This is a genomic window from Halobacillus sp. A1-3, assembly GCF_050971765.1.
Taxonomy (GTDB): Bacteria; Bacillota; Bacilli; order Bacillales; family Halobacillaceae; genus Halobacillus; species Halobacillus mangrovi_B.
The window spans coordinates 233205-258198 of record NZ_JBPCEO010000004.1; the positions used below are offsets into that span (position 1 = coordinate 233205).

Annotated in this window: 23 protein-coding genes and 1 pseudogene; 15 read left to right on the forward strand and 9 right to left on the reverse strand. The window is 40.2% G+C overall.

Annotated elements, in window-relative coordinates; genetic code table 11:
- The first annotated feature begins 3 nt into the window (after positions 1 to 3).
- Genes ACRYKC_RS08990 through ACRYKC_RS09010 form a run of 5 tightly spaced genes read left to right on the forward strand, consistent with a single transcriptional unit; the run spans position 4 to position 4839 of the window.
- On the forward strand, positions 4 to 1359 hold the full coding sequence (locus tag ACRYKC_RS08990; protein ID WP_433806398.1) for an acetyl-CoA carboxylase biotin carboxylase subunit: 1356 nt from the start codon (positions 4 to 6) through the stop codon (positions 1357 to 1359).
- 12 nt (positions 1360 to 1371) lie between these two features.
- Positions 1372 to 1584: an acetyl-CoA carboxylase biotin carboxyl carrier protein subunit gene (locus ACRYKC_RS08995; protein ID WP_085029835.1), complete on the forward strand. Its 213-nt coding sequence runs from the start codon at positions 1372 to 1374 to the stop codon at positions 1582 to 1584.
- 15 nt (positions 1585 to 1599) lie between these two features.
- Positions 1600 to 2520, forward strand: a complete 921-nt coding sequence (locus ACRYKC_RS09000; RefSeq protein ID WP_433806399.1) for a hydroxymethylglutaryl-CoA lyase — start codon at positions 1600 to 1602, stop codon at positions 2518 to 2520.
- Positions 2513 to 3295, forward strand: coding sequence for an enoyl-CoA hydratase (locus tag ACRYKC_RS09005; protein WP_433806400.1), 783 nt, complete (start codon positions 2513 to 2515; stop codon positions 3293 to 3295). Before ACRYKC_RS09000 ends, ACRYKC_RS09005 begins: the two co-directional genes overlap by 8 nt.
- A gap of 14 nt (positions 3296 to 3309) precedes the next feature.
- Complete coding sequence (locus ACRYKC_RS09010) at positions 3310 to 4839, forward strand: acyl-CoA carboxylase subunit beta (protein ID WP_433806401.1); 1530 nt, start codon at positions 3310 to 3312, stop codon at positions 4837 to 4839.
- A gap of 83 nt (positions 4840 to 4922) precedes the next feature.
- Here ACRYKC_RS09010 and ACRYKC_RS09015 read toward each other — a convergent pair whose 3' ends face one another.
- On the reverse strand, positions 4923 to 6884 hold the full coding sequence (locus ACRYKC_RS09015) for an AMP-binding protein (RefSeq protein WP_433806402.1): 1962 nt from the start codon (positions 6882 to 6884) through the stop codon (positions 4923 to 4925).
- Positions 6885 to 7134: 250 nt separating this feature from the next.
- Here ACRYKC_RS09015 and ACRYKC_RS09020 point away from each other — a divergent pair, with 250 nt between their 5' ends.
- The 7 genes from ACRYKC_RS09020 to ACRYKC_RS09050 all read left to right on the forward strand — a co-directional run bounded on the left by ACRYKC_RS09020 (position 7135) and on the right by ACRYKC_RS09050 (position 15510).
- Positions 7135 to 8664 carry a flotillin family protein gene (locus ACRYKC_RS09020; protein ID WP_433806403.1) on the forward strand — a complete coding sequence of 510 codons (1530 nt, stop codon included), beginning with the start codon at positions 7135 to 7137 and terminating at the stop codon, positions 8662 to 8664.
- Between the two features lie 154 nt (positions 8665 to 8818).
- The gene (locus ACRYKC_RS09025) at positions 8819 to 9394 is read left to right on the forward strand and encodes a biotin transporter BioY (RefSeq protein ID WP_433806404.1); all 576 of its coding nucleotides are present in this window, start codon (positions 8819 to 8821) and stop codon (positions 9392 to 9394) included.
- Positions 9395 to 9464: 70 nt separating this feature from the next.
- Entirely contained in the window at positions 9465 to 10955 is a 1491-nt protein-coding gene (locus ACRYKC_RS09030; protein WP_433806405.1) for an AMP-binding protein, read from the forward strand.
- Positions 10948 to 12090, forward strand: a complete 1143-nt coding sequence (locus tag ACRYKC_RS09035; RefSeq protein WP_433806406.1) for a thiolase family protein — start codon at positions 10948 to 10950, stop codon at positions 12088 to 12090. Before ACRYKC_RS09030 ends, ACRYKC_RS09035 begins: the two co-directional genes overlap by 8 nt.
- A 12-nt stretch (positions 12091 to 12102) precedes the next feature.
- On the forward strand, positions 12103 to 12912 hold the full coding sequence (locus ACRYKC_RS09040) for an SDR family NAD(P)-dependent oxidoreductase (RefSeq protein WP_433806407.1): 810 nt from the start codon (positions 12103 to 12105) through the stop codon (positions 12910 to 12912).
- A 272-nt stretch (positions 12913 to 13184) separates the two neighbouring features.
- On the forward strand, positions 13185 to 14333 hold the full coding sequence (locus ACRYKC_RS09045) for an NAD-dependent epimerase/dehydratase family protein (RefSeq protein ID WP_433806408.1): 1149 nt from the start codon (positions 13185 to 13187) through the stop codon (positions 14331 to 14333).
- 13 nt (positions 14334 to 14346) lie between these two features.
- Positions 14347 to 15510, forward strand: a complete 1164-nt coding sequence (locus ACRYKC_RS09050) for a glycosyltransferase family 4 protein (protein ID WP_433806409.1) — start codon at positions 14347 to 14349, stop codon at positions 15508 to 15510.
- A gap of 213 nt (positions 15511 to 15723) precedes the next feature.
- Here the strand turns inward: ACRYKC_RS09050 and ACRYKC_RS09055 are convergent, their stop codons facing one another.
- Positions 15724 to 16605 carry a LysR family transcriptional regulator gene (locus ACRYKC_RS09055; protein WP_433806410.1) on the reverse strand — a complete coding sequence of 294 codons (882 nt, stop codon included), beginning with the start codon at positions 16603 to 16605 and terminating at the stop codon, positions 15724 to 15726.
- 110 nt (positions 16606 to 16715) lie between these two features.
- Here ACRYKC_RS09055 and ACRYKC_RS09060 point away from each other — a divergent pair.
- Positions 16716 to 17794: pseudogene (locus ACRYKC_RS09060) on the forward strand (citrate/2-methylcitrate synthase).
- Between the two features lie 460 nt (positions 17795 to 18254).
- On the opposite strand, the gene ACRYKC_RS09065 reads toward ACRYKC_RS09060, so the two are convergent.
- Together ACRYKC_RS09065 and ACRYKC_RS09070 are read right to left on the reverse strand one after the other, a co-directional pair.
- Positions 18255 to 18542 (reverse strand): hypothetical protein, encoded by a 288-nt coding sequence (locus ACRYKC_RS09065; protein ID WP_433806411.1) that lies wholly within the window; start codon positions 18540 to 18542, stop codon positions 18255 to 18257.
- Between the two features lie 122 nt (positions 18543 to 18664).
- Positions 18665 to 19651: a potassium channel family protein gene (locus ACRYKC_RS09070; protein ID WP_433806412.1), complete on the reverse strand. Its 987-nt coding sequence runs from the start codon at positions 19649 to 19651 to the stop codon at positions 18665 to 18667.
- 276 nt (positions 19652 to 19927) lie between these two features.
- Here ACRYKC_RS09070 and ACRYKC_RS09075 point away from each other — a divergent pair, with 276 nt between their 5' ends.
- Entirely contained in the window at positions 19928 to 20488 is a 561-nt protein-coding gene (locus tag ACRYKC_RS09075; RefSeq protein ID WP_433806413.1) for a hypothetical protein, read from the forward strand.
- A 189-nt stretch (positions 20489 to 20677) separates the two neighbouring features.
- Here ACRYKC_RS09075 and ACRYKC_RS09080 read toward each other — a convergent pair whose 3' ends face one another.
- Positions 20678 to 21610: an exonuclease domain-containing protein gene (locus ACRYKC_RS09080; protein ID WP_433806414.1), complete on the reverse strand. Its 933-nt coding sequence runs from the start codon at positions 21608 to 21610 to the stop codon at positions 20678 to 20680.
- A gap of 259 nt (positions 21611 to 21869) precedes the next feature.
- Here ACRYKC_RS09080 and ACRYKC_RS09085 point away from each other — a divergent pair, with 259 nt between their 5' ends.
- Complete coding sequence (locus ACRYKC_RS09085) at positions 21870 to 22007, forward strand: hypothetical protein (RefSeq protein WP_433806415.1); 138 nt, start codon at positions 21870 to 21872, stop codon at positions 22005 to 22007.
- Positions 22008 to 22024: 17 nt separating this feature from the next.
- On the opposite strand, the gene ACRYKC_RS09090 is transcribed toward ACRYKC_RS09085, so the two are convergent.
- From ACRYKC_RS09090 to msrB, 4 genes are all read right to left on the reverse strand, one after another.
- A complete protein-coding gene (locus ACRYKC_RS09090) occupies positions 22025 to 22939 on the reverse strand; it encodes a DMT family transporter (protein ID WP_433806416.1) in 915 nt (304 codons plus the stop codon).
- A gap of 175 nt (positions 22940 to 23114) precedes the next feature.
- Positions 23115 to 23675: a nitroreductase family protein gene (locus ACRYKC_RS09095; RefSeq protein ID WP_433806417.1), complete on the reverse strand. Its 561-nt coding sequence runs from the start codon at positions 23673 to 23675 to the stop codon at positions 23115 to 23117.
- 88 nt (positions 23676 to 23763) lie between these two features.
- The gene (locus ACRYKC_RS09100) at positions 23764 to 24231 is read right to left on the reverse strand and encodes a GNAT family N-acetyltransferase (RefSeq protein WP_433806418.1); all 468 of its coding nucleotides are present in this window, start codon (positions 24229 to 24231) and stop codon (positions 23764 to 23766) included.
- Between the two features lie 125 nt (positions 24232 to 24356).
- Positions 24357 to 24932 (reverse strand): peptide-methionine (R)-S-oxide reductase MsrB, encoded by a 576-nt coding sequence (gene msrB / locus ACRYKC_RS09105; RefSeq protein WP_433806419.1) that lies wholly within the window; start codon positions 24930 to 24932, stop codon positions 24357 to 24359.
- Positions 24933 to 24994 lie beyond the last annotated feature (62 nt).

A 24994-nucleotide genomic window follows, 5' to 3' on the forward strand; every position in this document is an offset into this window, starting at 1 on the left:
AGCTTGTTTGAAAAAATTTTAGTTGCCAACCGTGGAGAAATCGCCTCGCGTGTCATACGTACATGTAAAGACATGAATATTAGAACCGTTGCAGTCTACTCAGAGGCTGATCAAAACGCGCCTTATGTGTCTTTAGCTGATGAAAGCTATCTGATTGGTAAGCCAAGAGTGAATGAATCTTACTTGAATATCGAAAAAATATTGAAAGTCGCCAAAGAATCAGGAGCACAAGCCATCCATCCTGGTTATGGACTGTTGAGTGAAAATGCAGAGTTTGCCAAAAAAACTGAGGAAGCAGGTCTGACATTCATCGGTCCTGACGCAAAAGTCATCTCTATGATGGGAGATAAAATTGCTGCACGGGCAGAAATGAAAAAAGCGGGGGTACCGATTATTCCAGGAACTGATGAAGCTGTAGCGTCCGCTGATGAAGCAAAGGATTGGGCGAACCAATTTGGTTATCCTGTCATGCTGAAGGCTGCTGCTGGTGGTGGAGGAATTGGGATGCAAGCCGTCTATAACGATGAAGAGCTGGAAAAAGCTTTTGAAGGAAATTCGAAACGAGCTCAAACCTTTTTTGGCGATGGAAAAATGTTTATTGAAAAGTTGATTGCGGACCCTCGCCATATTGAGATCCAAGTGTTAGCAGACAAACAAGGAAATGCTGTTTATTTGTTTGAAAGAGAATGCTCCATTCAGCGCCGCCACCAAAAAGTGGTCGAAGAAGCTCCTTCGCCGGTATTGTCTGAAAAAACACGTGCTCAAATGGGGGAAAGCTCTTTAAAAGCCGTGCAAACGTTAGGCTATTCGCATGCGGGAACGATTGAATTTATGGTTGATGACCAAGAAAACTATTATTTCCTTGAAATGAATACGAGATTGCAAGTCGAGCACCCCGTAACAGAGGAAATTACAGGCATCGATCTCGTGGAGCAGCAACTAAAAGTCGCTGCGGGAGAATCGTTAACGATTACTCAAGACGATTTGGATATCCGGGGCCATGCGATTGAAGTTCGCATTTACGCCGAGGACCCGAACACCTTTTACCCTTCGCCAGGTCAAATTACTAAGCTTGTTTTACCGGAGGGAGAAGGGATCAGACATGAAGTCGCCGTAACAGGGGATTCTCAGGTCACTCCGTTTTATGACCCTATGATTGCAAAGCTGATCGCTTATGGAGCAAATCGGGATGAAGCAATTGAACGTCTGACAAAAGCTATCCATGAGTATGAGATTGAAGGCATCAAATCGAACCTGACCATGCTGAAACGCGTCATCACTCATGACAAATTCAAAGCAGGAGATACGAAAACCACTTTTATCCAAGACTATTATCTACCAACATTAACGAACCATTAAGGAGGAAATAACATGAACGAAGTTAAAGCATCAATGGCAGGAAGTGTATGGAAACTTGTAGCAAAGCAAGGGGAAGAGGTAAGCGAAGGACAAGATATCGCTATCTTGGAATCAATGAAAATGGAAATTCCGATCCCATCTGAATCCTCAGGTACCGTCAAGGAATTGAAAGTGGAAGAGGGAGACTTCGTCAACGAAGGCGACGTTATTGCCATCATTGAATAAGTAGGAGCGGATTAGATGCTTGAATTACCGAATCACGTCATGATCAAAGAAGTAGGGCCCCGGGACGGCCTTCAAAACGAGCCTAATGAAGTGCCAACAGAGGACAAAATTGCTTGGATCAATCAGCTTTCTGAAGCAGGATATAAATATATCGAATTCAGTTCCTTCGTCCACCCAAAATGGATCCCTCAGCTGAAAGATGCAAAAGAGGTCGCTGCTTCAATTGAACGTAAACCTGGTGTCACTTACGCTGCCCTGGTCCCCAACATGAAAGGGCTTGAAGGGGCGCTCGAAACAAATGTGGATGAGATTTCCGTATTCATGTCTGCAAGTGATACACACAACAAAAAGAATATCAATAAGACGATTGAAGAGACTTTTCCTGTCCTCAGAGAAGTTGTGACAGAAGCGAAGCAGGCGGGAAAAACTGTTCGAGGTTATCTGTCGACTGTGTTTGGCTGTCCGTATGAAGGAAATATTCCAGTTGAGCAAGTGATTGAAGTAAGCAGAAAGCTGCTTGATATGGGAATTGATGAGCTGTCTTTAGGGGACACGATCGGAATTGCTAACCCCAAACAAGTGGATACTGTGCTTGCTCAGTTGAAAAAGCAATTGTCTTTTGATGAGATTGCAATGCATTTTCATAACACGAGGGGAATGGCTCTTGCGAACGTTCTTGTCTCTTTGGAGCATGGCATTACAACATTTGATGGTTCTCTTGGGGGTCTTGGAGGCTGCCCATACGCAAAAGGAGCTTCCGGTAATCTTGCAACCGATGATCTTGTGCACATGCTCCATCAAATGAATATAGAAACAGGCCTTGAGGAAAGAAAACTAGAAGAAGCAGCTGTTTTTATTCAGTCGAAGCTGGATAAGGCTTTACCCAGCCATCATATGCAAGTATTGAATAAAGGAGGAGGTGTGTCCAATGGGTGAACTTGTCACTTTAGAACAAGTCGAAGATCATGTTCTCCTGATGACGCTGAACCGGCCAGAAGCTGCAAACGCTTTGTCTAAAGCTATGCTTGAAGAGATTGCCTTAACTGTTAAGGATATAGAAAAGCGTCCGGATATCCGAGCCGTTATGATTACGGGAAGTGGAAACAAAGCCTTTTGTGCAGGTGCTGATTTAAAAGAAAGAGCGGGTATGTCGGATAACGAAGTGATTAAGACGGTGGAAAGTATTGGTGATACCATCCGCCTGATCGAACAAATTCCAGTTCCAACGATTGCTGTCATCAATGGAGTTGCTTTTGGAGGAGGACTAGAGCTCGCGCTTGCCTGTGATTTAAGAATCATGAGTACGTCAACCAAAGTAGGCTTAACGGAAACATCCCTGGCCATTATCCCAGGAGCCGGCGGAACTCAGAGATTGACCAGGCTTATTGGACTTGGAAAAGCAAAAGCGATGATCTACTCGGCAAGACCTGTAGAAGCTGAGCGTGCTTTATCGATTGGTCTTGTTGAATACATCCACGAACCTCAGTTCTTACTTCAAGAATCTAAAGACTTTGCCTGTGCGATCGGAAGAAACGGTCCAGTTGCGCTGAGACAAGCCAAAAAAGCGATCAATTACGGTATAGAAACTGATTTAACGACAGGGCTTGAGTTTGAACGTCTTTGCTATCAGAAAACGATTCCGACTTATGATCGAACAGAAGGCTTGCAAGCGTTCAAAGAAAAACGCAAACCCGTGTATAAAGGAGAATAGAGGTGGAAAAAACGATGACCATTAATCAAACTTTAGAAGAAAAAGCTAAAAAAATCGCTTCAGGCGGTGCCGAAAAATATCATGCGAAAAACGCTGAAAAAGGAAAACTTTTCGTCCGGGAACGGTTAGAATTGCTCTTTGATGAAGATTTGGATATTGAAGATGCTTTTTTTGCCAATTGTCAAGATGAAAAGCTTCCCGCGGATGGAGTTGTAACCGGTATTGGCAAAATCAATGGAGAACAAGTCTGTGTCATGGCGAATGACTCTACCGTAAAAGCAGGCTCATGGGGCGCACGTACAGTTGAAAAGATCATACGCATCCAGGAAACAGCTATGAAACTCAATTTACCTATGCTTTATTTAGTTGACTCAGCTGGTGCGAGAATTACAGATCAAGTGGAAATGTTTCCGAATCGCCGTGGTGCAGGGAGGATTTTTCATAATCAAATTAAACTGTCAGGGCGAGTACCTCAAGTATGTCTATTATTCGGTCCATCAGCAGCCGGAGGCGCCTACATACCAGCCTTTTGTGACATTGTAGTGATGGTTGACGGCAACGCTTCCATGTACTTAGGTTCACCACGAATGGCAGAAAAAGTTATAGGAGAGAAAGTGACACTGGAAGAAATGGGCGGAGCAAATATGCACTGTTCTGTTTCTGGATGTGGGGATGTCCTTGCAAAAGATGAAAAAGAAGCGATTGAGTTTGCAAGAAACTACCTCAGTTATTTTCCGCAAAACTATAGCGGACTTCCGAAGCGCAAGGAGACTCTAGTCCCTTCTGATTTCGACAAATCTATTGAAGAACTTATTCCTAAAAACCAGAATGCTCCTTTTGATATGTATCAATTGATTGATCGGTTAATTGATGAAGGATCTTTTTGTGAGATTAAGAAAAAGTTCGCTCCTGAGCTAATTACTGGGCTATCTCGAATTGACGGTCGTTCAGTGGGGATTATTGCCAATCAGCCCCGAGCGAAAGGCGGGGTATTGTTTCCTGATTCAGCGGATAAATCCGCAAAGTTCATTCAGTTGTGTGACGCCTTCAATATTCCCTTATTATTCCTGATGGACATTCCTGGCTTCATGATCGGGACAAAAGTCGAGCGGGCAGGGATCATTCGCCACGGAGCCAAAATGCTTTCTGCAATGAGTGAAGCGACGGTGCCGAAAATCTCTGTAGTAGTCAGGAAAGCATACGGGGCGGGCCTCTATGCGATGGCAGGTCCAGCGTTCGAGCCTGACGCTTGTCTGGCCCTTCCTACCGCACAGATCGCTGTAATGGGGCCTGAGGCTGCTGTGAACGCAGTTTATGCCAACAAGATTGCAGAGCTTCCTGAAGAAGAACGCCCAGCATTTATTAAAGCGAAACATGAAGAATATAAGGAAAACATTGATATTTATAGGCTAGCTTCTGAGATGGTGGTCGATGACATTGTACAGCCAGATCGACTACGGGATGAACTAGCGAAACGTTACGAAGCCTATGAGAATAAAGGGGTACAATTTACAGAGAGAAAGCATGGGGTTTATCCTGTTTAAAATGTAAAAAGCCTTCGGAGTATTTAACTCCGAAGGCTTTGTTGTGTGCAAGAGAACTCCCTGTAATAAGGGAGCTCTTTCATTTATTTTCTGATATGAACGGTTTTACCGATTTCTTGAATTTGATTGACGGCATCTGGATTTTCAAGAGCGCTCAGATCTCCTGACTCTTTATTAAGATAAGCGGATTTTATGGCCCGGCGCATGACCTTAGCGTTTCGCGTTTTAGGAAGATCGTCAACGACAAATACTTTCTTAGGAGCTAAAGCCTTTCCAAGCTTCTGATCCAAATGCAGTCTGATTTCATCAATTAATTCCTCAGTGTTCGCTGCTTTTGGAGATAGAACGACAAAGGCGACAGGTTCTTCTCCTTTCACTTCGTGAGGAATGCCAATGACTCCCGCTTCAATGATGGAAGAATGCTCAACGAGCACAGACTCCACTTCAGCAGGTCCGAGCCTTTTTCCGGCAACGTTCAATACATCATCGGAACGCCCTGTAATCGTGTAATAGCCCTCGTCATCTAAAATGACCCAGTCACCATGAACCCACGTATCTTTGAATCGGTTCCAGTACGTATTTTCATAGCGTTCATTTTCTTCATAAAATCCATGCGTCATTCCTACCCAAGGTTTTCGTAAAACGAGCTCACCGACCTCATTGGATAACGATTGGCCGTTTTCATCATAGACACCCACGTCCATCCCTGGCAATGCTGCATTGAAGGTGACCGGTTGTATCGGTTTAACGAGAACATTGCCTAAAATGCCTCCGGAAATTTCAGTGCCTCCGGAATAATTGAAGATAGGGACTTTTGAGTTTCCAGCGTGCTTAAACAGCCAGTGCCATGGTTCAGGGTTCCATGGCTCACCCGTAGACCCAATCAATTTTAATGAACTTAAGTCATGCTGTTTGATCCATTCTTCTCCGTGCTTCATCATAGAACGAACAAGGGTTGGAGATATCCCCAAGTGGGTAACCTGATACCGTTCCACAAGCTCCCATAAGCGGTTCGGCTTTGGGTAATCAGGAGTGCCCTCGAACATGACGATGGAAGATCCATTTAATAGCCCGCCGTACACAAGGAACGGACCCATCATCCATCCCATATCCGTATACCAGAAAAGAGTGTCTTTTTTTGTTACATCCATACATACGCCCGCATCAAATGCTGCTTTGATCGGAAACCCAGCATGTGTGTGAACTGCTCCCTTCGGCCTTCCAGTCGTCCCAGAGGTGTAAATCAGCATAAATGGGTCATCCGCTTTTTTTACCTCAGCTTTGTAAACGGTTTCATTTTTTCGTAAGCTTGACCACTCAATATCACGGTATTCGTTCCATTCAACTTCACAGCCGGCACGCTCGACGACGATTACGTGTTCGAGGGATGGACACTGATCCGCTGCCATATCCGCTTCATCTTTCATCGAAATCGTTTTTCCGCGACGGAAAAACCCGTCAGCGGTTATGAGGGCTTTTGCTTTCGAAGCTTGTATTCTAGTAGCCACGGCATTTGCTTTATAACCTGAAAAAGCAGGGGAGAAAATGGCACCAACCTTTGATATCGCTAGCATAGCAATCAGAGTCTCAGGAAGCATCGGCATATAGATGGTTACGACATCTCCGTTGGAAATCCCAAGATTGTCTAACCCATTTGCTACAGCATTTACTTCTTTAAGCAGTTCTTCATAAGTGTAGGTGATGCGATCTTCGTTGTCGCCCTCCCAATACAGGGCTATGGAGTCTTTTTTATCCTCATTATTTGCCCATTTATCAAGGGCGTTGTGCACAACGTTGATTTCGCCTCCGATGAACCAGTTCGGATAAGCGATGCCTTTTGAGAGATCTAAGGTTTCTTCGTACGGGGTGTACCATTCAATACCTAACTCTTTAACTGCTTCATCCCAGAACCAATCAATATTTTCAATCGATTTTTTATGAAAGTCATCGTAATTTTGATATCCTTGTTTATCCATCCACTGGAAAAGTCTCGTTTGTTTTACTTGTTTCTCTGAAGGTGTCCACGCCTTCTCGTATGTAGCCATATAAACTTCCTCCTCCTTAAGCAAAAATTCAGAAATATCCCAATTTAATTATACCTTAATCACGGGAGACAATGAATGATTGTACAAATTTCACAAGTGAATTATCTATAAAAGAAGATTTATTCGAAATATGTTGAAAAATAGGTGAAACTTTTTAAGGGTTGTAATCGATATGTAATATACATCCCATTTTTTACATAAGTTTTTGAAAAATGGTAGATCAATTTTAAGAAGGAGTTGAAGAACTAATATGCTAGAAGGAGCACTATTTTTAGTCATTTTAGGAATTATCGGAGCCGTCGTGCTCGTCGGCGGGATTGTCACATTCGTTATTTTCCGTCTTCGCTACAAAACAGCGAGTTCAAATGAAGCACTTATTGTAACAGGACCAAAACTTGGAGATCCGGAAAAAGAGAAGAATGTGTTTGAAGATGATAACGGCCGTTCTGTAAAAATTATACGTGGCGGAGGCTACCGCCTCAGGATGTTTCAAACAGCTACACCTATTGATTTGACCTCATTCCAGCTGCAAGTCAATTCGGAGAAAGCGTACACGAAAGAAGGCATCCCGGTAAGAGTAGCAAGTACGGCTGTAATCAGTATCGGCAGTGAGCTTGAAATCATGGCTAATTTTGCTGAGAAGTTTCTTGGGAAAAAGCAAAAAGAGCGTGAATCCGAGTTAAAGGATGTATTGAATGGACATTTACGTTCCATCATCGCCTCACTTCCTATTGAAAAAATCTACAATGATTTTAAAGAAGTCAACACACAGGTCAAAAAGATTGCAGAATCCGATTTGAAAGGGATGGGCTTTGAAATTACTTCATTCGCTTTAAACGACGTGGAAGACGTAGATGTAGAAAACGGCTATATAGACGCTTTAGGTCGTCCTCATATTGCTGAAGTGCAGAAAAAAGCCAACATGGCAGAGTCTGATGCAACGAAGGAAACCCGAATTTATCAGGCAAAAAACGACCAGGAAGCTCAGGACGAGGAAAACCGCCGATTGACTGCGGTAGCTGAATCTACAAAAAATAAAGACATTAAGGAAGCGGAATTCCAAAAGGATACGAACAGAGCCAAAGCAAATGCCGATCAGGCCGGAGAACTTGAACGTCAAAAACTGGCCCAGCAGATCAAAGAAGAAGAACTTAAAGTCCAATACATTGAAAAGCAGCGAGCAGTTGAACTTGAAGAAGAAGAAAATAAACGTCGCCGTTCCGTTGCTGATGCCGAGGCTTATGAAGTGACGAAACGTGCACAGGCTGAAGCAGATAATGAGCGAATCAAGGGTGAATCCGAAGCAGAAGTTATCCGCCAGCGTGGTATTGCTGAAGCAGAATCTAAAGAACGTATGGCAAAAGCAATGGAGCATTATGGAGAAGCGGCGATTATGGAAATGCTAATCAGCGTGCTTCCTGAATACGCAGAAAAAATTTCTGCCCCATTGTCACAAATTAAAGACATGAAAGTGATTGATATGGGAGGCTCAAACTCTCTAGGAGGTTCAGCTAAAGTTGCGAACAGCGTGACTTCGACGATGCTTGGAATTCAGGAATCACTGAAAGAAACGACAGGCATGGATTTAAAGGCCATGCTCGAGAGTTACGTCTCTCGAGGTAACGTAAGTAATTTTGACACGGCTAAAGCGCCTGCTTATGAGCAAGCATCTGCGACAAAGGAAAACATGGATAACCGTCTAACTGAAGACGATGACCATACATCGGAAGAAGAGAGTCGAAACGAAGAAGTTGCTAATTCATCAGATAAAAATGCTTAACAGTCCATTGCGGTGCAGTCATTTAACTAGGCTGCACCTTTTATTATCTCTACACCCTGGTTTTGTAATGGTTAACCAAAATTATTTAGGGTTGACAAGACCGGTGGTATTCTTCTACTCTTAATCTAGCATCAAGAGAATAGGAGATGGAAACATGTCATTAAAAACGATGGTGTATGCTTCATTATTTGCAGCAATTGTAGGAGCTCTTGGTCTGTTACCTCCGATTGCATTACCTTTCACCCCCGTACCGATAACGGCACAAACTCTAGGCGTAATGCTGGCTGGTGCGCTACTCGGAGCTCGACGAGGTGCGCTGAGTTTACTTGTGTTTATTTTACTTGTTGCGATTGGCGTTCCATTATTATCAGGTGGCCGTGGAGGGATTGGAGTGTTCTTTGGTCCTTCAGGCGGGTACATTTTAAGTTGGCCGATTGCAGCTTTCGTTATTGGATTAATGGTAGAAACCTTTTATCATCGTCTACATATTAGTTGGTTGATCTTAGCAAATGTAGTCGGAGGAATTATTGTGGTTTACGGGTGTGGAATCACCTATTTATCACTGATCACAAATACCCCATGGACGAAAGCCGCGATTAGTGCTCTTGCTTTCATTCCAGGAGACTTCGTTAAAGTCGTTGCTGCAGCATTTATTGCAAAACAAGTTCATCGGGCATATCCCCTCATCGAAAAAGGGCGGAAGGAGAAAAAATCCAAGCAAGCAGCATAACCACAAAGACAGGCCATCCATGAGTGGCTTGTCTTTTCTTTTTTACAGATTGGAAAGGTGGAGGATAGTCATGATTGGAGATTTGCCTCAGACATTGGATGAAAAGAAAGCTATAATTTGTGGCAAAAAGAATGTGACGTATGCGGAGTTAATCGAAAACCAAAAGTACCTCGAAGGTAGATTGAAATATAAGCTAAAAGATGTCAAAAATAAAAAGATCGCTTTCTTATTGGAGAATGGAATCGACTTTATTCAATTATTTTTAGCTGTATGCCGTGCTGGCGGAATAGCTGTCCCTCTGGATCCAAAATGGAAACGAGAGCAACATACATACGTTCTTCTTGATTCCAAACCAGATCTTGTCATCGTTCATGAAAAATTCAAACCGTGTATTGTGGACTCACCCTCTGTCAACTTACATACGTGGGAGCAATTGTATGGTGATAAGAATTTACCTTGTCACGATAACCATACGTCAGTGCCACCAGAAGGCAACGATCTTTTTTACATCGGTTACACCTCAGGTACAACGGGGCGACCTAAAGGTTTTATGAGAACCCATATGTCCTGGGCGGAGTGTTTTCCTTATTGCAGTGATGTTTTTCATCTAGGAAGTGAAGATCATATTCTTTCGCCAGGTCCGCTTGTTCACTCTCATTTTTTGTTTGCTGCGATGCAGACCCTTCACTCAGGGGCCACATTATATTTATGTGAGGTGTTTGATAGAGAAGAAGTGTTTCAGGTTTTGAATCGTTTACCGATTAGTGTCATGTATATTGTCCCTACGATGTTTGAATCCCTGTTAGTCCATAAACAGACAGAATTTTATGGGGTAAAGAGGATTTTATCTTCAGGTGCAAAGTGGGATAAAGGTTCGAAAAATAAGGTCCGTTCACTATTTCCTAATGCAGACATCATTGAGTTTTATGGAGCTTCAGAACTAAGTTTTGTCAGTTATCTTCTAGATAGAGACCATAAAGCAAAGGGACACACCGTTGGTCGCCCGTTCCCGAAAGTTCAAGTGAAAATTATAAAAGAGGACGGTTCTGAGGTGAGTCCAGGAGAAGTCGGTCTTTTGAGTGTCAAAAGTCCCTGGTTGTTCGATGGGTACTTGAATCTACCAGAAGAAAGTAGACAAGTGATTCATAACGGTTGGGCAACTGTTGGAGATTTAGCCTTTATGGATGAGGATGGATACTGCACGATTATAGGCCGAAAACACAATATGATTATTAGCGGTGGACTGAATATCTATCCGGAAGAAGTAGAAAACGTCCTTATACAGCTATCTGAAATTAATGAAGCTGCGGTGATTGGTATTCCTGATTCTTATTGGGGTGAAAGAGTGGTTGCTGGGGTATCGGTGAAAGAAAACTTTGAATGGAATGAGGATCAAGTGATCAACTACTGTAAAGGTTTACTGCCTAGCTATAAGTGTCCGAAACGATTACTAGTCATTGAAGAATTCCCTTATACAAGCAGCGGGAAAATCGCCAGAAGAGAATTAAGAGATAAGTTAATTGGTAGTCATTTAACTGAAAGGATGGAGACTCATGAGTGAACCCGTCATCATTACCGCTAAAAGGACAGCTATCGGAAAGGTAGGAGGAATGTTCAGTCTTGTTCCTCCTGAACAGTTAGTAAGCCCTCTAATAAAAAATATCCTCGAGGAAACCTCCCTCGATCCGAGAGAGGTCGATGATGTTATTTTGGGAAATGCTACTGGCCCTGGGGGAAACCTCGCCAGGTTATCTGCTCTAGAAGCGGACCTTCCTTTTTCGGTACCTGGAGTAACCGTAGACCGTCAATGTGGTTCAGGTTTAGAGGCCATTCAAATGGCTGCTCGGTTCGTTCAGGCAGGAGCAGGAGAAGTTTATTTGGCAGGAGGAGTAGAAAGCTCAAGCACGGCACCATGGAAGATAGAAAAACCTACGGATTTATACTACCCTGCCGGACCTTCCATTTTTACGAAGGCACGCTTTTCACCTGAGAAGATTGGCGACCCTGGTATGGGACAAGCAGCTGAGAATGTAGCTGAACGCTATGGTATTTCCAGAAAAGATCAGGATGAATATGCCTTTTACAGTCACCAAAAAGCAACGGAAGCTATAGAGAATGGACGATTTAAAGAGGAAATTGTGCCTATTCAAGGAATAGTGCAGGATGAGTGTGTTCGATGGAATACATCAATAGAGAAACTTGCAGATCTCCCCCCTGTTTTTAAAGAGCATGGAACCGTAACAGCAGGAAACGCATGTCCGATTAATGATGGAGCGGCACTCGTTTTAATTATGTCAAAAGAGAAAGCTAAGGCACTCGGTTTAGATCCTGTTTTAACATTCAAAGATTCAGCTTGTTGTGGTGTCGATCCTCATTATCTTGGTATAGGACCGATCCCTGCTGTTACTCGTTTATTAGGAAAACAAGATCTTCAAGTGGATGACATTGATACCGTAGAATTCAATGAGGCATTTGCTTCTCAAGTCCTTGCGTCTATACATTATCTATCCATCCCTATTGAGAAAGTCAATCGAGGTGGTGGAGCCATCGCTTTAGGTCATCCATATGGAGCGTCGGGGGCTATCCTTGTAACAAGATTATTCCATGAGATGAGATCAGCGAATTTCAAACGAGGATTAGCAACGTTAGGTATTGGTGGAGGCATGGGTCTAGCTGTATTATTCGAATTTGGTTAAGGAGAGGATGGAATGGAAACTCTAAAAAATGAGGTTGTCATTATTACCGGTTCAACAAGAGGAATTGGAAAAAGTATTGCTCTGTATTTAGCCGCTTCTGGAGCGGCAGTCATTATAAATGGAAGAGATGCAGAGGCTGTTCACCACGTTGTTGAAGAGGTGAGATCTTACGGAGGGAAGGCTACCGGTGTTCCTGGATCAGTGACAGAAGAGAAAACCGGAGAGAAACTTGTAGACTCTGCCATTAAGGAATACGGCAAAGTTACAGGCTTAATTAATAACGCTGGCAATGTAAACGACAAGATTTCTTATCGCATGAGCTTTGATGAATTTAAGGAAGTTATCGATGTCCATATCAATGGAGCTTTTTCTTCTACACTCCCTTTTATTAGAAACATCCGTGAACGTAAACCAAAACAGCAGTCTGTAATTATAAACATGTCTTCATCATCAGGATTAACCGGAAATATAGGTCAGGTGAATTATAGTACAGCAAAAGCAGGTCTAATTGGATTGACCCGAACACTTGCAAAGGAAATGAACAAGTATAGAGTATCTGTTTATGCCGTAGCTCCTGCAGCCTTAACAGATATGACACGTCCTTACATAGAAATGGCACAGAAACAAGCTTCATCACAAGGAAAAGACTTACCTGATTATTGGAAAGTTGGGTCGGCAGAACAGGTAGCCGAATATATTGCGGAAATGTTTTATGCACCCGATCAGTTTGAGAGTGGAGAGGTTTATGCAGTTAACGGCGAGCAGAGAAGCTATTGGACGCCTTCAGAACAAAGATTTTTTGACTCTCATTCAAAAGACTAATAAACAGGTAGTGATTGTTGTTTGTTTTAATGCTTAATAAAATGATAAAAACTGGAAATTATAAACGATTCCTAGTGCCTTGTAAAGTACTTTAACAATTAATTTATTGTTTCAATAACAATTTAATGGTAAAGTCAAAAACGAAAGAGTTTCCCGAATTTTGTAGAATACACAGATAATAGAGAGCATAAGGATTTCATTACCATGGTTATCGTAAACAATGTTATTCTATATAGGGAATGATTATGCTAGATGTAACTAGGAGGTAGATTATGAGAATTATTGTAGCAGGGGGAGATGGTTTTTGCGGTTGGCCGACTGCACTATACCTATCCAAGCAAGGACATGATGTAACCATCGTAGATAATTTAGCACGTAGAAAGATTGACGACGAGCTTCATTCCAACTCTGTAACACCGATCGCTTCACTTGAAGACCGTGTAGCTAAGTGGAAGGAAGTAAGTGGCAAAGAAATCAAAACATTCATTGGAGACTTGAATCATTATGATTTCCTAAGCGAAGTATTCCGTCAAGTAGAGCCAGAAGCGTTTGTTCATTTTGCTGAGCAGCGTTCAGCTCCATATTCTATGATTGATCGTGAACACGCCGTGTATACTCAAACCAATAACGTAATGGGTAATTTAAACGTACTATACGCTATTAAAGAATTTGCTCCTGAATGTCACCTGATCAAATTAGGTACAATGGGCGAATATGGCACACCAAATATTGATATTGAAGAAGGCTATATTGAGATTGAACATAAAGGCCGTAAAGATGTTCTTCCTTATCCTAAACAACCGGGTTCTTTTTATCACCTATCTAAAGTGCATGACAGCCATAACATCATGTTTGCTTGTAAGATCTGGGGAATCCGCGCAACAGATTTAAACCAAGGTATCGTATATGGTCTACATACCGAAGAAACGAAATTAGATCCAGTCCTCGCAAACCGCGTGGACTATGATGGAGTATTCGGTACTGCTCTAAACCGTTTCATCAATCAGGCTGCAATTGGACATGATATAACTGTATATGGAAGCGGTGGACAAACGCGTGCGTTCTTGAACATTGAAGATACGGTTCGTTGTGTAGAGATCGCTGCAGAAAACCCTGCAGATAATGGGGAATTTCGCGTATTCAACCAATTCACTGAGTGGTTCTCCGTACAGGAACTTGCCGAACGCGTGCAAAAAGTTGCTAAAGAGGAAGGGTTAGAAACAGAAGTTAAGAAAATTGAAAACCCTCGTATCGAGAACGAAGACCACTACTATAATGCAGTAAACACGAAACTTCGTGATCTAGGCCTTGAGCCACATTTACTGACGGACGATGTTATCCGCGATATTCTACGTACAGCACTTGATCATAAAGACCGCATTATCGTAGAAAACGTACTGCCGTCAATTACCTGGAAGTAAGGAGTTTTCCGCTTTGAAAATCGCCATAATTACAGAAACATTCCTCCCATCGACGGATGGAGTAGTAACTAGATTGAAGGAAGCAATCAAATATCTACGAAACCAAGAGCATGAAGTTGTCGTCATTGCTCCAGACCTTGGTGTGAAGGAGTACGAAGGGGCGATTGTCGAAGGCGTAAAAACGACTAAGTTGCCTTTCTACAGGTCGAAGGAATTTTCCATGCCTCAAAGAAAGGTAAAGGATTTATTAATCAAGCATGATCCTGACTTGGTACATGTTGTGAATCCAGCTTTTGTCGGAGTATCGGGAGTGTATTATGCGAATAAGCTTAATTATCCTCTGATCGCTTCTTATCACACGCATGTACCAAAGTATATGGATTATTATCGATTGTACCCATTAAAACCAGCTGTTTGGTGGTATTTCCGTAAGCTTCATAATTTCGCAGATGTGAACCTTTGTACATCAAACGCGATAAAGAAAGAGCTGGATGCCAGGAACTTCCATAATGTTAGTGTTTGGGATAGGGGCGTAGCGGTGGATCACTACCATCCTCGACATAAAAACGAGGAAATGAGAAACCGTTTGTCCGATGGGAAGGAAGATAACAAACTTCTTGTGTTTGTCGGGCGACTGGCAGCTGAAAAAGAAATCCACAAAATAAAGCCCTTGTTAGAGGAGCGGGATGACATATCCTTAGCGATTGTAGGGGATGGTCCTGTCAGAGGGCAGTTAGAGGAGACCTTTAAAGGAACGAACACGGTATTTACAGGTCTTCTACACGGGGAAGAGCTTGCTCAGGCGTTTTCTTCTTCAGATGCTCTTATCTTTCCGTCTGTTACCGAAACGCTCGGACTTGTCATACTAGAATCTATGGCTTCAGGACTTCCAGTAATCGCTGCGAAAAGCGGGCCGACAATGGAGCAAGTGGAAGATGGGAAAACTGGCTTGTTATTCGAAAATGAAAAGACCGACACCATGATAGATGCCATCAATCGACTCGAAGATGAGGATCTATATCAGGAATTGTGCAGGAACGCTCGAAAGGAAGCAGAGAAGTACAGCTGGCAAAAACCTTCAGAACAAATACTCGATTATTACCACGAAACCTTAAGAGTATTTCAAAAGAACCAGTCGCATTCCTCAAAAAAATCAAAGGTTAAAGTCACAGAGTAAGCCTCTGTGACTTTTCATTTTGTAGAGGCCATTTTAGTTAATAGCGTAAGAGTTGTTAATCCTATGATTCTGATTCATACATAGTAGCAACTCCGAACAATAAGAAATATAAACCTCAAAAACCAACAATAAATTTCGCCTCCAATGGATATCCCCAAACCATTCCTCTTACAACTTAGTAGCAACTCCGAAGATAAATCCAAAAACAAATCATTAAGTTATATGGAAGCGATCAAGGAACGAAACAAATTGTTGTTCTTTTGACCCATTATTTTGATATAAAGCATAGATAGACGCTGTAGGTAATTCAATGAAGGGTGCATCAATAGCCAGCAAACGTCCTTCATTGATTTCTCGTCTTATTATGAAAGTGGGGAGGAAGGAAACTCCCATACCTTCTAAAATAAACCGTTTAGCCGAATGTGATTGAGAAACCGAAATAAAACGATAACCTGATATATGCATTTGTATATCACGCTTCAACCGTTTCCAATACACCGGGTGGTGGTCTGTAAAAATAATCGATTTTGATAAGAGTTCATACGGATCTATAGGAGGGGCTACTTCATCGTCCCATCCATCATGAATAGTAACCAGTGAGATTGTATCTTCAATTACTTTATCGCATACAAGGCTCGAATAGACTGAAGGGAGACATGAAAAGGCTAAATCTACTTCTGATGCTTCGACCATCTTCTGTAAATCTGCTGATTCCGCAACTTTTATGGGAATTTCTATGTGAGGGTAAGTTTCCGAATACTTTCGCAGGATGGTTGGAAACAGACTTTCTACTAACAATGGTGTCATAGCAATGGAAAGGGTGGAGGAGTACCCTTGCTGGTGCCGGTGCACTCTTTGAATCACTGTTTCGTAATGTTTTAAAAGATCATTAGCCTCAACGCGAAACGCTTTTCCAAACTCCGTTAATTGAATGTGCCTGCCTTGCTTTTGAAAAAGCTTTGAACCTAAATAATCTTCTAATTGACGAATATGCAGGCTGACGGCTGGTTGTGTAACAAATAATTGCTCTGCGACTTTACGGTAGTTCAGCTCTTCAGCAGCCAATAGAAACGTGCGCAGCCATTTGAAATCCATATCGAATTCCTCCCATAAATTTTGGTTATTGATTATATAATAAATACTTAATTTTGTTTATTGATAAAACCTTATACAATTAAATTAACATAAAGAGGAGGGAAGACGTTATGTTTGAACCTGGTTTAAAAGGGGTTACAGCTATCGAAACGTCGATCAGCCATATTGATGGAAAAGATGGAGTATTACAATATCGCGGAGTTCTTGCTAAAGAACTTATTGGAAAGTACAGATTTGAAGAAGTCAGTTTCTTTCTTCTGAAAGGATACTTTCCAGATGAGAAAGAACTTGAACATTTTTCACAAGCTTTAGTAAATCACAGGTTTTTAAGTGATGAATATAAGAAACAGTTAGAATTAATCATTTCTCAACAATCGTTAATTTCCGCTATTCGTTCAGCAGTATCACTACTTGATCAATCGACTGACGTATGGCCAGTAAATCTTGAAGAAGGTATTCAATTAATCGCAAAAATGCCAACGATCATTGCGTATATTTATAGAAAGAAAAAAGGGTTAAATGAAATTGAACCTGAAACGAGCTTAAGGCATACGGCAAATTTCCTTTATATGCTTTTTGGAGAAGAGAAATCAGCAAATGAACTGGATGCATTAGAAGCTTATATGATTCTAACAGCTGAGCATGGTCTGAATGCATCAACCTTTGCAGCAAGAGTGGTCACTTCAACACAAAGTGACCTTTTCTCAGCAGTAACAGCAGCCATAGGTGCTCTGAAGGACCATTACACGGCGGTGCACCATCAGGTGTAATAGAGTACATGAAAGAAGCCCAGAAATCATCTGTTAACGAAATAATTAGAAAAAAACTAACTAATGGAGAGAAAATTATGGGTTTTGGACACAGAGTATACAAAACTAGGGATCCACGAGCTGAAGCATTAAAAATTCAATTTAATTCCATTAATCCAAAACCAGCATGGGCAGATTTTACTTTAAAATTAGAAAAAGAGACGGTAAACCAATTACAGCAATTAAAGCCTGGTCGAGAGCTTTATGCGAATGTAGAGTTTTATGCAGCAGCTATAATGAAAGCAATTGGAATTCCTAATCAATTGTTCACACCAATTTTTTGTTGCAGTCGGATGGTTGGCTGGGTCGCACATATTAAAGAACAATCAGAACATAATGTGATTTTCAGACCAAATGCACAATACAAACCATTTGTGTAATTTTTATTTCTGTCTCAATATCATAAGTATACTTAGGTATTGAGACAGAAATATATTTTTCACCTTAGCTTCCTAGAATTTATATTATGTTAACTAGATAAAAGTTAAAAAATATGGTGAGTATTTAATTGTTACTCTCCTACTCTTTACATACCATTCGAAATAATTCTTTCCACTGAGACGCGAAAATCTTGATCTTCTTTTGGCCACCTTCGATAAGTGTTTAATTGAATTCCTACAATTTCACAAGCAGCATCAATATGAGATTTGTGCTTCGAAATTTCTCCATAAACAATGTGCTTTCTATCAGATATTTGATTTACATCTATTTTTTTATTAAACTCATCTAATTTTCTTTTTATTAGAAGATCACTTTATTGTAAATCCAATATTAAAAATTGTTTAATTGATTTTCTTCCGTTGATATAGATTCTGAAGTGAGTGATTTATTAGAGTGCATTCAATGTAATTCGATCAAGTTTGTGCGCATAATTTTACTATTAATTATTAATAAATGAACACCAGTCTTCATGTATGCCATGTTATTCGACCACGTCCTGAAATACTGTTCATTTACCTTATATTCACGTCTCCAGCTTCCTTTTGGCCTCCGGTCGACCTTGTGTTTACTTAAAATCTGATTGATCAACCTTACCGATACATTTGCTTTTTCAGCTATGGAAACTGTTCGTTCGCCAGACTGGTACTTTTTAATGGTTTCCTCATCAGTTAATGTACGTTTTCTCAATAATATTCAGCTCCCTCCTCTTGATATTCTTATCATATCGAACATTTGTTCGTATAGGGTGAAATAAGCATTTAAAAATATAAAATTCGATTCGTTTCACTAAAAAAAACAGCATCCCTGCGTTAGGTTGCTGCTTTTTCGAATCCCTTCAATTGTTCTGATGTTGCAAAGACAATCAATAAATCATTTTCTTGAAACGTTTCGTTTCCCTCAGGGTTACTGATGATTTTATCATTTCTTTTAATCGCAACGATATTGACTCCAAATGATTGTCTTATCTCAGATTCTTTAATTGATTTATTCAATAACGAGGAAGTATTACGGATGAGAATTTCTTCGATATTATAATCATTAAGAGGGTCATGGAGAATCGTTTCAACATATTCCACACTTACTGGCTTTGTAATCGCAGTTGCCATTCGTTTTCCGCCTATGTTCGATGTATTGATTACTTTGTCTGCACCTGCTCTGTAAAGCTTTTCTTCCGAAAAGTCTCTTTCTGCTCTAACCACGGAATAAATATTAGGATTCATCCCTTTTACGGTTAAAGTTATAAAGACATTATCAGCATCATCCGGTAGAGTGACAATGACTCCCTTAGCACGGTCGACTCCTGCTTGAATCAGTACACGGTCTTCTGTTGCATTTCCTTTAACGTATAGAGCATTCTCAGGCAATTGTTCTATAACGTTTTCATCCATTTCCACTACGACCAGAGGCTGTTTTTCATGGCGCAATTGCTGAAAAACTTGCTGGCCGACCCGACCATAGCCGCATAAAATTATGTGCTGGTGAAGATCTTGTATCTTTAATGTCATTCTTCTCTTCCTCACTTCGTTGGATAGTTTACCGCCTATAATGGCGCCCGCCAGTTGAGCCAACATATAAGTTGTCAGACCAATAGCGCTTGGTATTAAAACCAAGGTAAGCAGCTTTCCCCCATTGGATTCAGGAGAAATATCTCCATAACCAATCGTCAATACAGAAACAATCGTAAGCCACAACGAATCGAAGAAAGCCAGGTCTTCAAAAAACATGTATCCGAAGATTCCTAGCAAAATAATTATATGTAAAAGGATTATTGAAACAAGGATCTTTCTATATTCCATTACTCCACCTCTGTTGAATCCTTATTCATTAAACCACTCTTCTCCATCATACCAATTTTCCCGTTCAGTTATCTACTTTACATAATGTTATTATAGTATCTAAACCACATAATGCTTAATCTGTATCTAAAAGTTTGAAGCTTAGATGTCTTATTCTGATAAAATGAAGGAGCGCTCTTTATGCGAGTATTCATACATCCACTTACAATTATGTTATAATCGAACCTCCAATAGGATATAGAAAATAGAGTCCAGTAAAGCAAAGTGAGGAATATCATGCGTAGAAAATCTTTTTTTGCTGTTTTAGCTTTTATGATTAGTTTATTAGGTTACATATTCTTGCCAAAGAAAGTGAAAGCACCTACCATACACACAAACCCTGACACCTACCCTGGCACGGATATTACTATTGAACCAGGGGATTTGCTATTCTCTCCATTAGGAAAAAGCGAATCTAAGTATGTGGGTCATGTAGGTATGGTCAATCATGCTAAAAAGGTTGTTCATTCTATCCCTGCTGGTTTAGTTCAAGATGATGTTCTCTCCTACTATCATAAATTCAGATCAATTAAAATCTATGCACCACGAGTTTATTCTCACGGACATTTGGCTGCTACGTATCTTGAAAAGCTTTACTTAGATCATAAGAATGCCCATTATCGAATAATGACGCCCATAGGCTCAAAAACGGATGAGCAGTATTGCACTAAAATTGTTTGGCAGTCCTACTATTATGGTGCTGGAGTCAACCTCGGAGATTTTAGTCAAAAAGCGAAAGCTATTCATCCAGAACTCTTAAAGGATAGAAATTATATCCTGCCAAAAAAACTTATTTAAATATGCTAAAAACACGAGGGCTGGAACGTTTGTTCGTATATTTAAGTGGTTTTTGATTTGAATAGTATTCGGAGTTACTACTATGTATGAATTAAAACTGGCAGGTCGACCAAATACTCATAATAGGACTTTTAGCGTCATTTATCACTGTGATCTTCACGAAGTGAAAAAGCTGCAGAAAGGCTCACCTTAGTTGGATGAGCCTTTCAATTTCTTCGTAAAATCTTTCTCTGGTAGTACTTCTATAGAATGACCTTGACTTAACAATGTTTCCACTCTTTCTAATTTAGTGCTTTTTTTCCCCGCTAAATAATTCTCATAGGCTTTATTTCCAACCACTACATAATTCGTATTAGAATCGATATTGTGATGGAAATGGCCGCCGGCATTAATCACTTGCCGGATGGCTTCCTCTCGCTTCAAAGCATCTAATCTTCCAGTAAAAGCAAAAGAAGACCCATAACAAGGATGAGAACGATCAAATTCTGTAGTGGCTGCTATATAGGAGTTTGCCTCTGGCTTTCTCGAACGCTTTTTTCCATTCAAACGTGCTGGTTCATAACCCTTATCGTACATCATACCATTCAAAGTGCCAGTTTTATTTACTAAATCTTTAATATTGGAGGCTTCAAGGTGCTCTCCTGCTTTCATTAGAATTTCACCAGCTGCTCTCGCATCATCTAATGCGTGGTGGTGATTCAATTGAATCCCTAAGTGATCTGTGACAGCTTTTAAATTATATTTCGGTAATTTCCACGTCTTTTTTGAAATGTTTACTGTACAGTTATAGGCAAGCATAGGGTATGGCAAATTGTACTGGTCAAGTACGGCTCGTAATACTCCCATATCAAATTGGGCATTATGAGCAATAAGGAATTTGCCCTCTATCAGATCCTTAATTTCTTTCATCCACAACTCATCGAATTCATATGCGTCTTCTACATCCTTTTTTGTAATTCCATGAATATTTATATTCATTGGAGAAAAATAATTACGCTTCGGTTTGACTAACCGATAATATTCGTTCTTTTTATACCCCTGTTCGAATTCTACCAACCCAATTGAACAGACGCTTCCTCTAGATGAGTTTGCTGTTTCAAAATCAAGAGCAACAAAATTCATTTCCAGACTCCTTTATACAAATATACCTCTATCATAAAGTTTATAAAGAGACTCGTCTATCATCATGTTTTAAGCGTCTGAAAATCATTTTTTCGTACGGTTCACAGAATGAATAATTAACTTCTTTACATTATCACTATACACAAAATACAGGATGCTATTTATTTCGATACAGCATTGAAGAATCCTGTTATAAATCCTTCCACTTCGAATAAGCCATGATATTTCGATGATACTAAGCTAAAAGGAGGAATAAGCAATGTCATTTGATTATGCTAACCTTTCCCAAGATAAATTAAGTGAGATCAAATTGCTGGAAAGTAAATTAGGAGTTGTATTAATAGCTTTTGACGAGAAATATAGAGAAAAATCAGATGAGAAGCCTGCAAAGCATTAGAAAAAAGGCTTTCTCATTTAAGAAGTGCGCCTATGAGCATGTGTTTTCTGTTTAGTAAAATGATATATGGCTCCAGTTCCTATTAATACGCCGCACACAATTAAAATCAGCCCAATGATGTGGTTCACCATGATTTTCTCACCTAAGAAAAAGGACGCACCTAAGATAGCAAAGAATGTGTTGAAATTAATAAATATAGCAGACTCAGCCGGACCTACTTGTTTGATCGCAAAATTGTAAACCATATGTCCAAAAGCTGTACAGATAAACGCACTGAACAGAAAAACCCCTAATAATTTGGCATCAATGAGTTGAATAATTTGAGCTGGATCTGATTCGATAACAAGGCTTGTTAGAAAAATAAAAACAGAGCCGATAAGCAGCATATAGCCTGTTAAAAGTCGAGGATCCAGCCTGGGGTTTAACTTTCCTATCAATATGAAACTGAAGGCTTGTGCGGCAATTGATAAAAGGATCAGTACATCTCCCAGTGAGACACCGCTAAAGCCTTCTGCTCCTGTAAGTGTTGTAATGACTACACCTACAAATCCTAGTATGAACCCAAAGGTTTTAAAAAGGGTTATCTTTTTGCTAAGCATTATTGTAGATAAAATCATCGTTAATAGTGGTCCTAATCCAACAATTAATCCGGCATTAACTCCAGAGGTATATAAGAGCCCCACTCCCATTAAGGCATGGTGCAGCACAACATTAAACAAAGATATGTATAAGATGATGGCGAATTCTCTCTTTGAGGGTTTTCTCAATAACCTCATAAAATACAAGGTTATAAGAACACCCACACCAGCTGTAAAAATTCGAATGGATGTAAGAAGAATAGGATCGATATTGGCTACGAGAACTTTAATGGCTGAGACATTAAATCCCCAAACCATCATTACAAGCAGTAAAAGTATGTAGATTCTTTTCAACTGATCACCCTGCTTTCATTCGTTACTCTATCATTGTACGGAGTCTTAATGAACCTGTCTAATGAATGAACTGAAATGGAATTAAAATAGGAATACAAAGCATATGAATATTCCGGTAAAAGTAAGAGCTTATAACAAAAAAAGCACACCCTAACGTGGGCGTGCTTTTTGCTGTTTAGTGTTTGTTTTTGTATATCGTCAGCTTTTCTTCTATAGGTGTACGCTGTTTCGGCTTCGGCTGTTTATCAAAATAACCAAGGTGTAAGAACCCTACAATTTTTTCTCCTGGTTCTACATTTAATAATTCGCGAACTTTTGGTTCGTGAATTTGAGTATTTGTTTTCCATACGACTCCTAATTGTTTTTCCCAGGCAAGCAGTTGAAAGTTTTGAATGAAACAGCTGATCGCTCCAAAGTTTTCTTCCCATTGCTTTTGACGAGGGTCTTCCTTCATAACAGCAATAAGAAACGCAGCAGGCTGGCTGAAGTAGTTTCTTCTATTTTCTTGCATGTCTTTCGGGAAAGTTTTTACCAAATCTTCAACGAAGCCTTTTGTCTCTTCTGTAGGGATATAAATGAAACGCCATGGTTCTCTAAGGCCATGGGTCGGCGCATAGCTGGCATCCTCCAATAGCTCTTTGATTAAATCTTCAGGGACTTCTCTATCTAAGTATCCACTCTTTACGGAGCGGCGTTCGCGAATGATTCTAGCCAAATCTGTTTTAGTGTGTTCCATATTCTCTCACCTTCAAATCTATTATTCTGTTACGATAATGATAATCGTTCTCACCATGCATGTCAAATGTCTCCACATGTCCTCAAGATTATAAATGCTTAGACATCACAAGGTCTGTAGTATCAAATTTCATTTTATTATAGAGATGAATCGCACGCTTATTATGACCAAAAACGTGAAGGGATAACTTCTTTATCCCTTCTTTTCTCATATGCTTTTCAAGTTCTTCTAAAGCCTTTCTTCCATAGCCTTTACCTTGATGACCATCGAAAATAAGAAAGTTATAAATGAACGCTTCCTTTTGATTGTTGGATTCATTAGCAAAATGGTACCAGAAATACCCTACATTCAAACCATTATTTTTAATGGACAAAAAGTAATGATCAGAAGTCTTTAATCCATCAGGCAATAAGTTATTAAACGATTCATTTGATTTCTCAAAAGCTTCCTCTTTAGTCCACGTCCCTGCTTTCACCTTTTCATCTGCGTAGTCTTTAATTTGCGCTACTTTAATAGCATCGTATTCGTTTTTAGTCATCGGAGATAAGGATATCATGAATGAAGCACTCCTCCTTCTGTGAAGCCATCTTTCTAATATTGTATATTAACGGAAATTCGAATTAATGGCAATGTTCAGAAAAATAAAAAGGAGCTATAGTTCCATAGCTCCTTTTGAAGAATTTACGATTTAAATTCGTCTAAAAATGCTCCATAACCTCTTGCTTCCATTTCCCCTTTTGGAATAAATTCTAGTGCGGCTGAATTCATGCAATAACGTAAGCCAGTGGGTTCAGGGCCATCTTTAAACACATGTCCTAAATGGGCGTCTCCTTCTTTACTCCGGACCTCTGTACGCATTCCAAAAATTCCAGGATCTTTTTTCGTTACAATATTTTCTTCTACCAGAGGTTTAGTGAAACTCGGCCATCCTGTTCCAGATTTATACTTATTCTCAGAACTGAATAATGGTTCTCCTGAAAGGAGATCAACATAAATGCCTTCTTCTTTATTATCCCAATATTCATTTTCAAAAGCTTGTTCTGTCCCATCTTTTTGAGTGACTTTGTACTGAATTGGACTCAGCAATTCTTTCAAGTCTTGATCTGTGTAGGTAATTTTATCGCCATTGTACTTCTTTACGGTTAACTCATTTGTTCTTTCCATATCTTCCTTCCCCTCTCCGGAAAGCTTTGTGAAAGATAACGTACCCACCACAGCTAAAAGGGCAATGCCTAGTACATAAAGCACACTTTTCATATCCCTTCTTCCTCCTTTTACTGATCTATGAGGAACTTATCTTTATTTTATCACCATCTAAG

Bases quoted from the DNA above. Each gene is read 5' to 3' on its own strand.
- ACRYKC_RS09055 (WP_433806410.1), bottom strand. From the start codon at position 16,605: ATGGATTTCAAATGGCTGCGCACGTTTCTATTGGCTGCTGAAGAGCTG.
- ACRYKC_RS09075 (WP_433806413.1), top strand. From the start codon at position 19,928: ATGCGTAGAAAATCTTTTTTTGCTGTTTTAGCTTTTATGATTAGTTTA.
- ACRYKC_RS09080 (WP_433806414.1), bottom strand. From the start codon at position 21,610: ATGAATTTTGTTGCTCTTGATTTTGAAACAGCAAACTCATCTAGAGGA.
- ACRYKC_RS09015 (WP_433806402.1), bottom strand. From the start codon at position 6,884: ATGGCTACATACGAGAAGGCGTGGACACCTTCAGAGAAACAAGTAAAA.
- ACRYKC_RS09005 (WP_433806400.1), top strand. From the start codon at position 2,513: ATGGGTGAACTTGTCACTTTAGAACAAGTCGAAGATCATGTTCTCCTG.
- ACRYKC_RS09020 (WP_433806403.1), top strand. From the start codon at position 7,135: ATGCTAGAAGGAGCACTATTTTTAGTCATTTTAGGAATTATCGGAGCC.
- ACRYKC_RS09025 (WP_433806404.1), top strand. From the start codon at position 8,819: ATGTCATTAAAAACGATGGTGTATGCTTCATTATTTGCAGCAATTGTA.
- ACRYKC_RS09010 (WP_433806401.1), top strand. From the start codon at position 3,310: ATGACCATTAATCAAACTTTAGAAGAAAAAGCTAAAAAAATCGCTTCA.
- ACRYKC_RS09045 (WP_433806408.1), top strand. From the start codon at position 13,185: ATGAGAATTATTGTAGCAGGGGGAGATGGTTTTTGCGGTTGGCCGACT.
- ACRYKC_RS09030 (WP_433806405.1), top strand. From the start codon at position 9,465: ATGATTGGAGATTTGCCTCAGACATTGGATGAAAAGAAAGCTATAATT.
- ACRYKC_RS09000 (WP_433806399.1), top strand. From the start codon at position 1,600: ATGCTTGAATTACCGAATCACGTCATGATCAAAGAAGTAGGGCCCCGG.
- ACRYKC_RS09095 (WP_433806417.1), bottom strand. From the start codon at position 23,675: ATGGAACACACTAAAACAGATTTGGCTAGAATCATTCGCGAACGCCGC.
- ACRYKC_RS09100 (WP_433806418.1), bottom strand. From the start codon at position 24,231: ATGATATCCTTATCTCCGATGACTAAAAACGAATACGATGCTATTAAA.
- ACRYKC_RS08995 (WP_085029835.1), top strand. From the start codon at position 1,372: ATGAACGAAGTTAAAGCATCAATGGCAGGAAGTGTATGGAAACTTGTA.
- ACRYKC_RS09070 (WP_433806412.1), bottom strand. From the start codon at position 19,651: ATGGAATATAGAAAGATCCTTGTTTCAATAATCCTTTTACATATAATT.
- ACRYKC_RS09085 (WP_433806415.1), top strand. From the start codon at position 21,870: ATGTCATTTGATTATGCTAACCTTTCCCAAGATAAATTAAGTGAGATC.
- ACRYKC_RS09035 (WP_433806406.1), top strand. From the start codon at position 10,948: ATGAGTGAACCCGTCATCATTACCGCTAAAAGGACAGCTATCGGAAAG.
- msrB (WP_433806419.1), bottom strand. From the start codon at position 24,932: ATGAAAAGTGTGCTTTATGTACTAGGCATTGCCCTTTTAGCTGTGGTG.
- ACRYKC_RS09040 (WP_433806407.1), top strand. From the start codon at position 12,103: ATGGAAACTCTAAAAAATGAGGTTGTCATTATTACCGGTTCAACAAGA.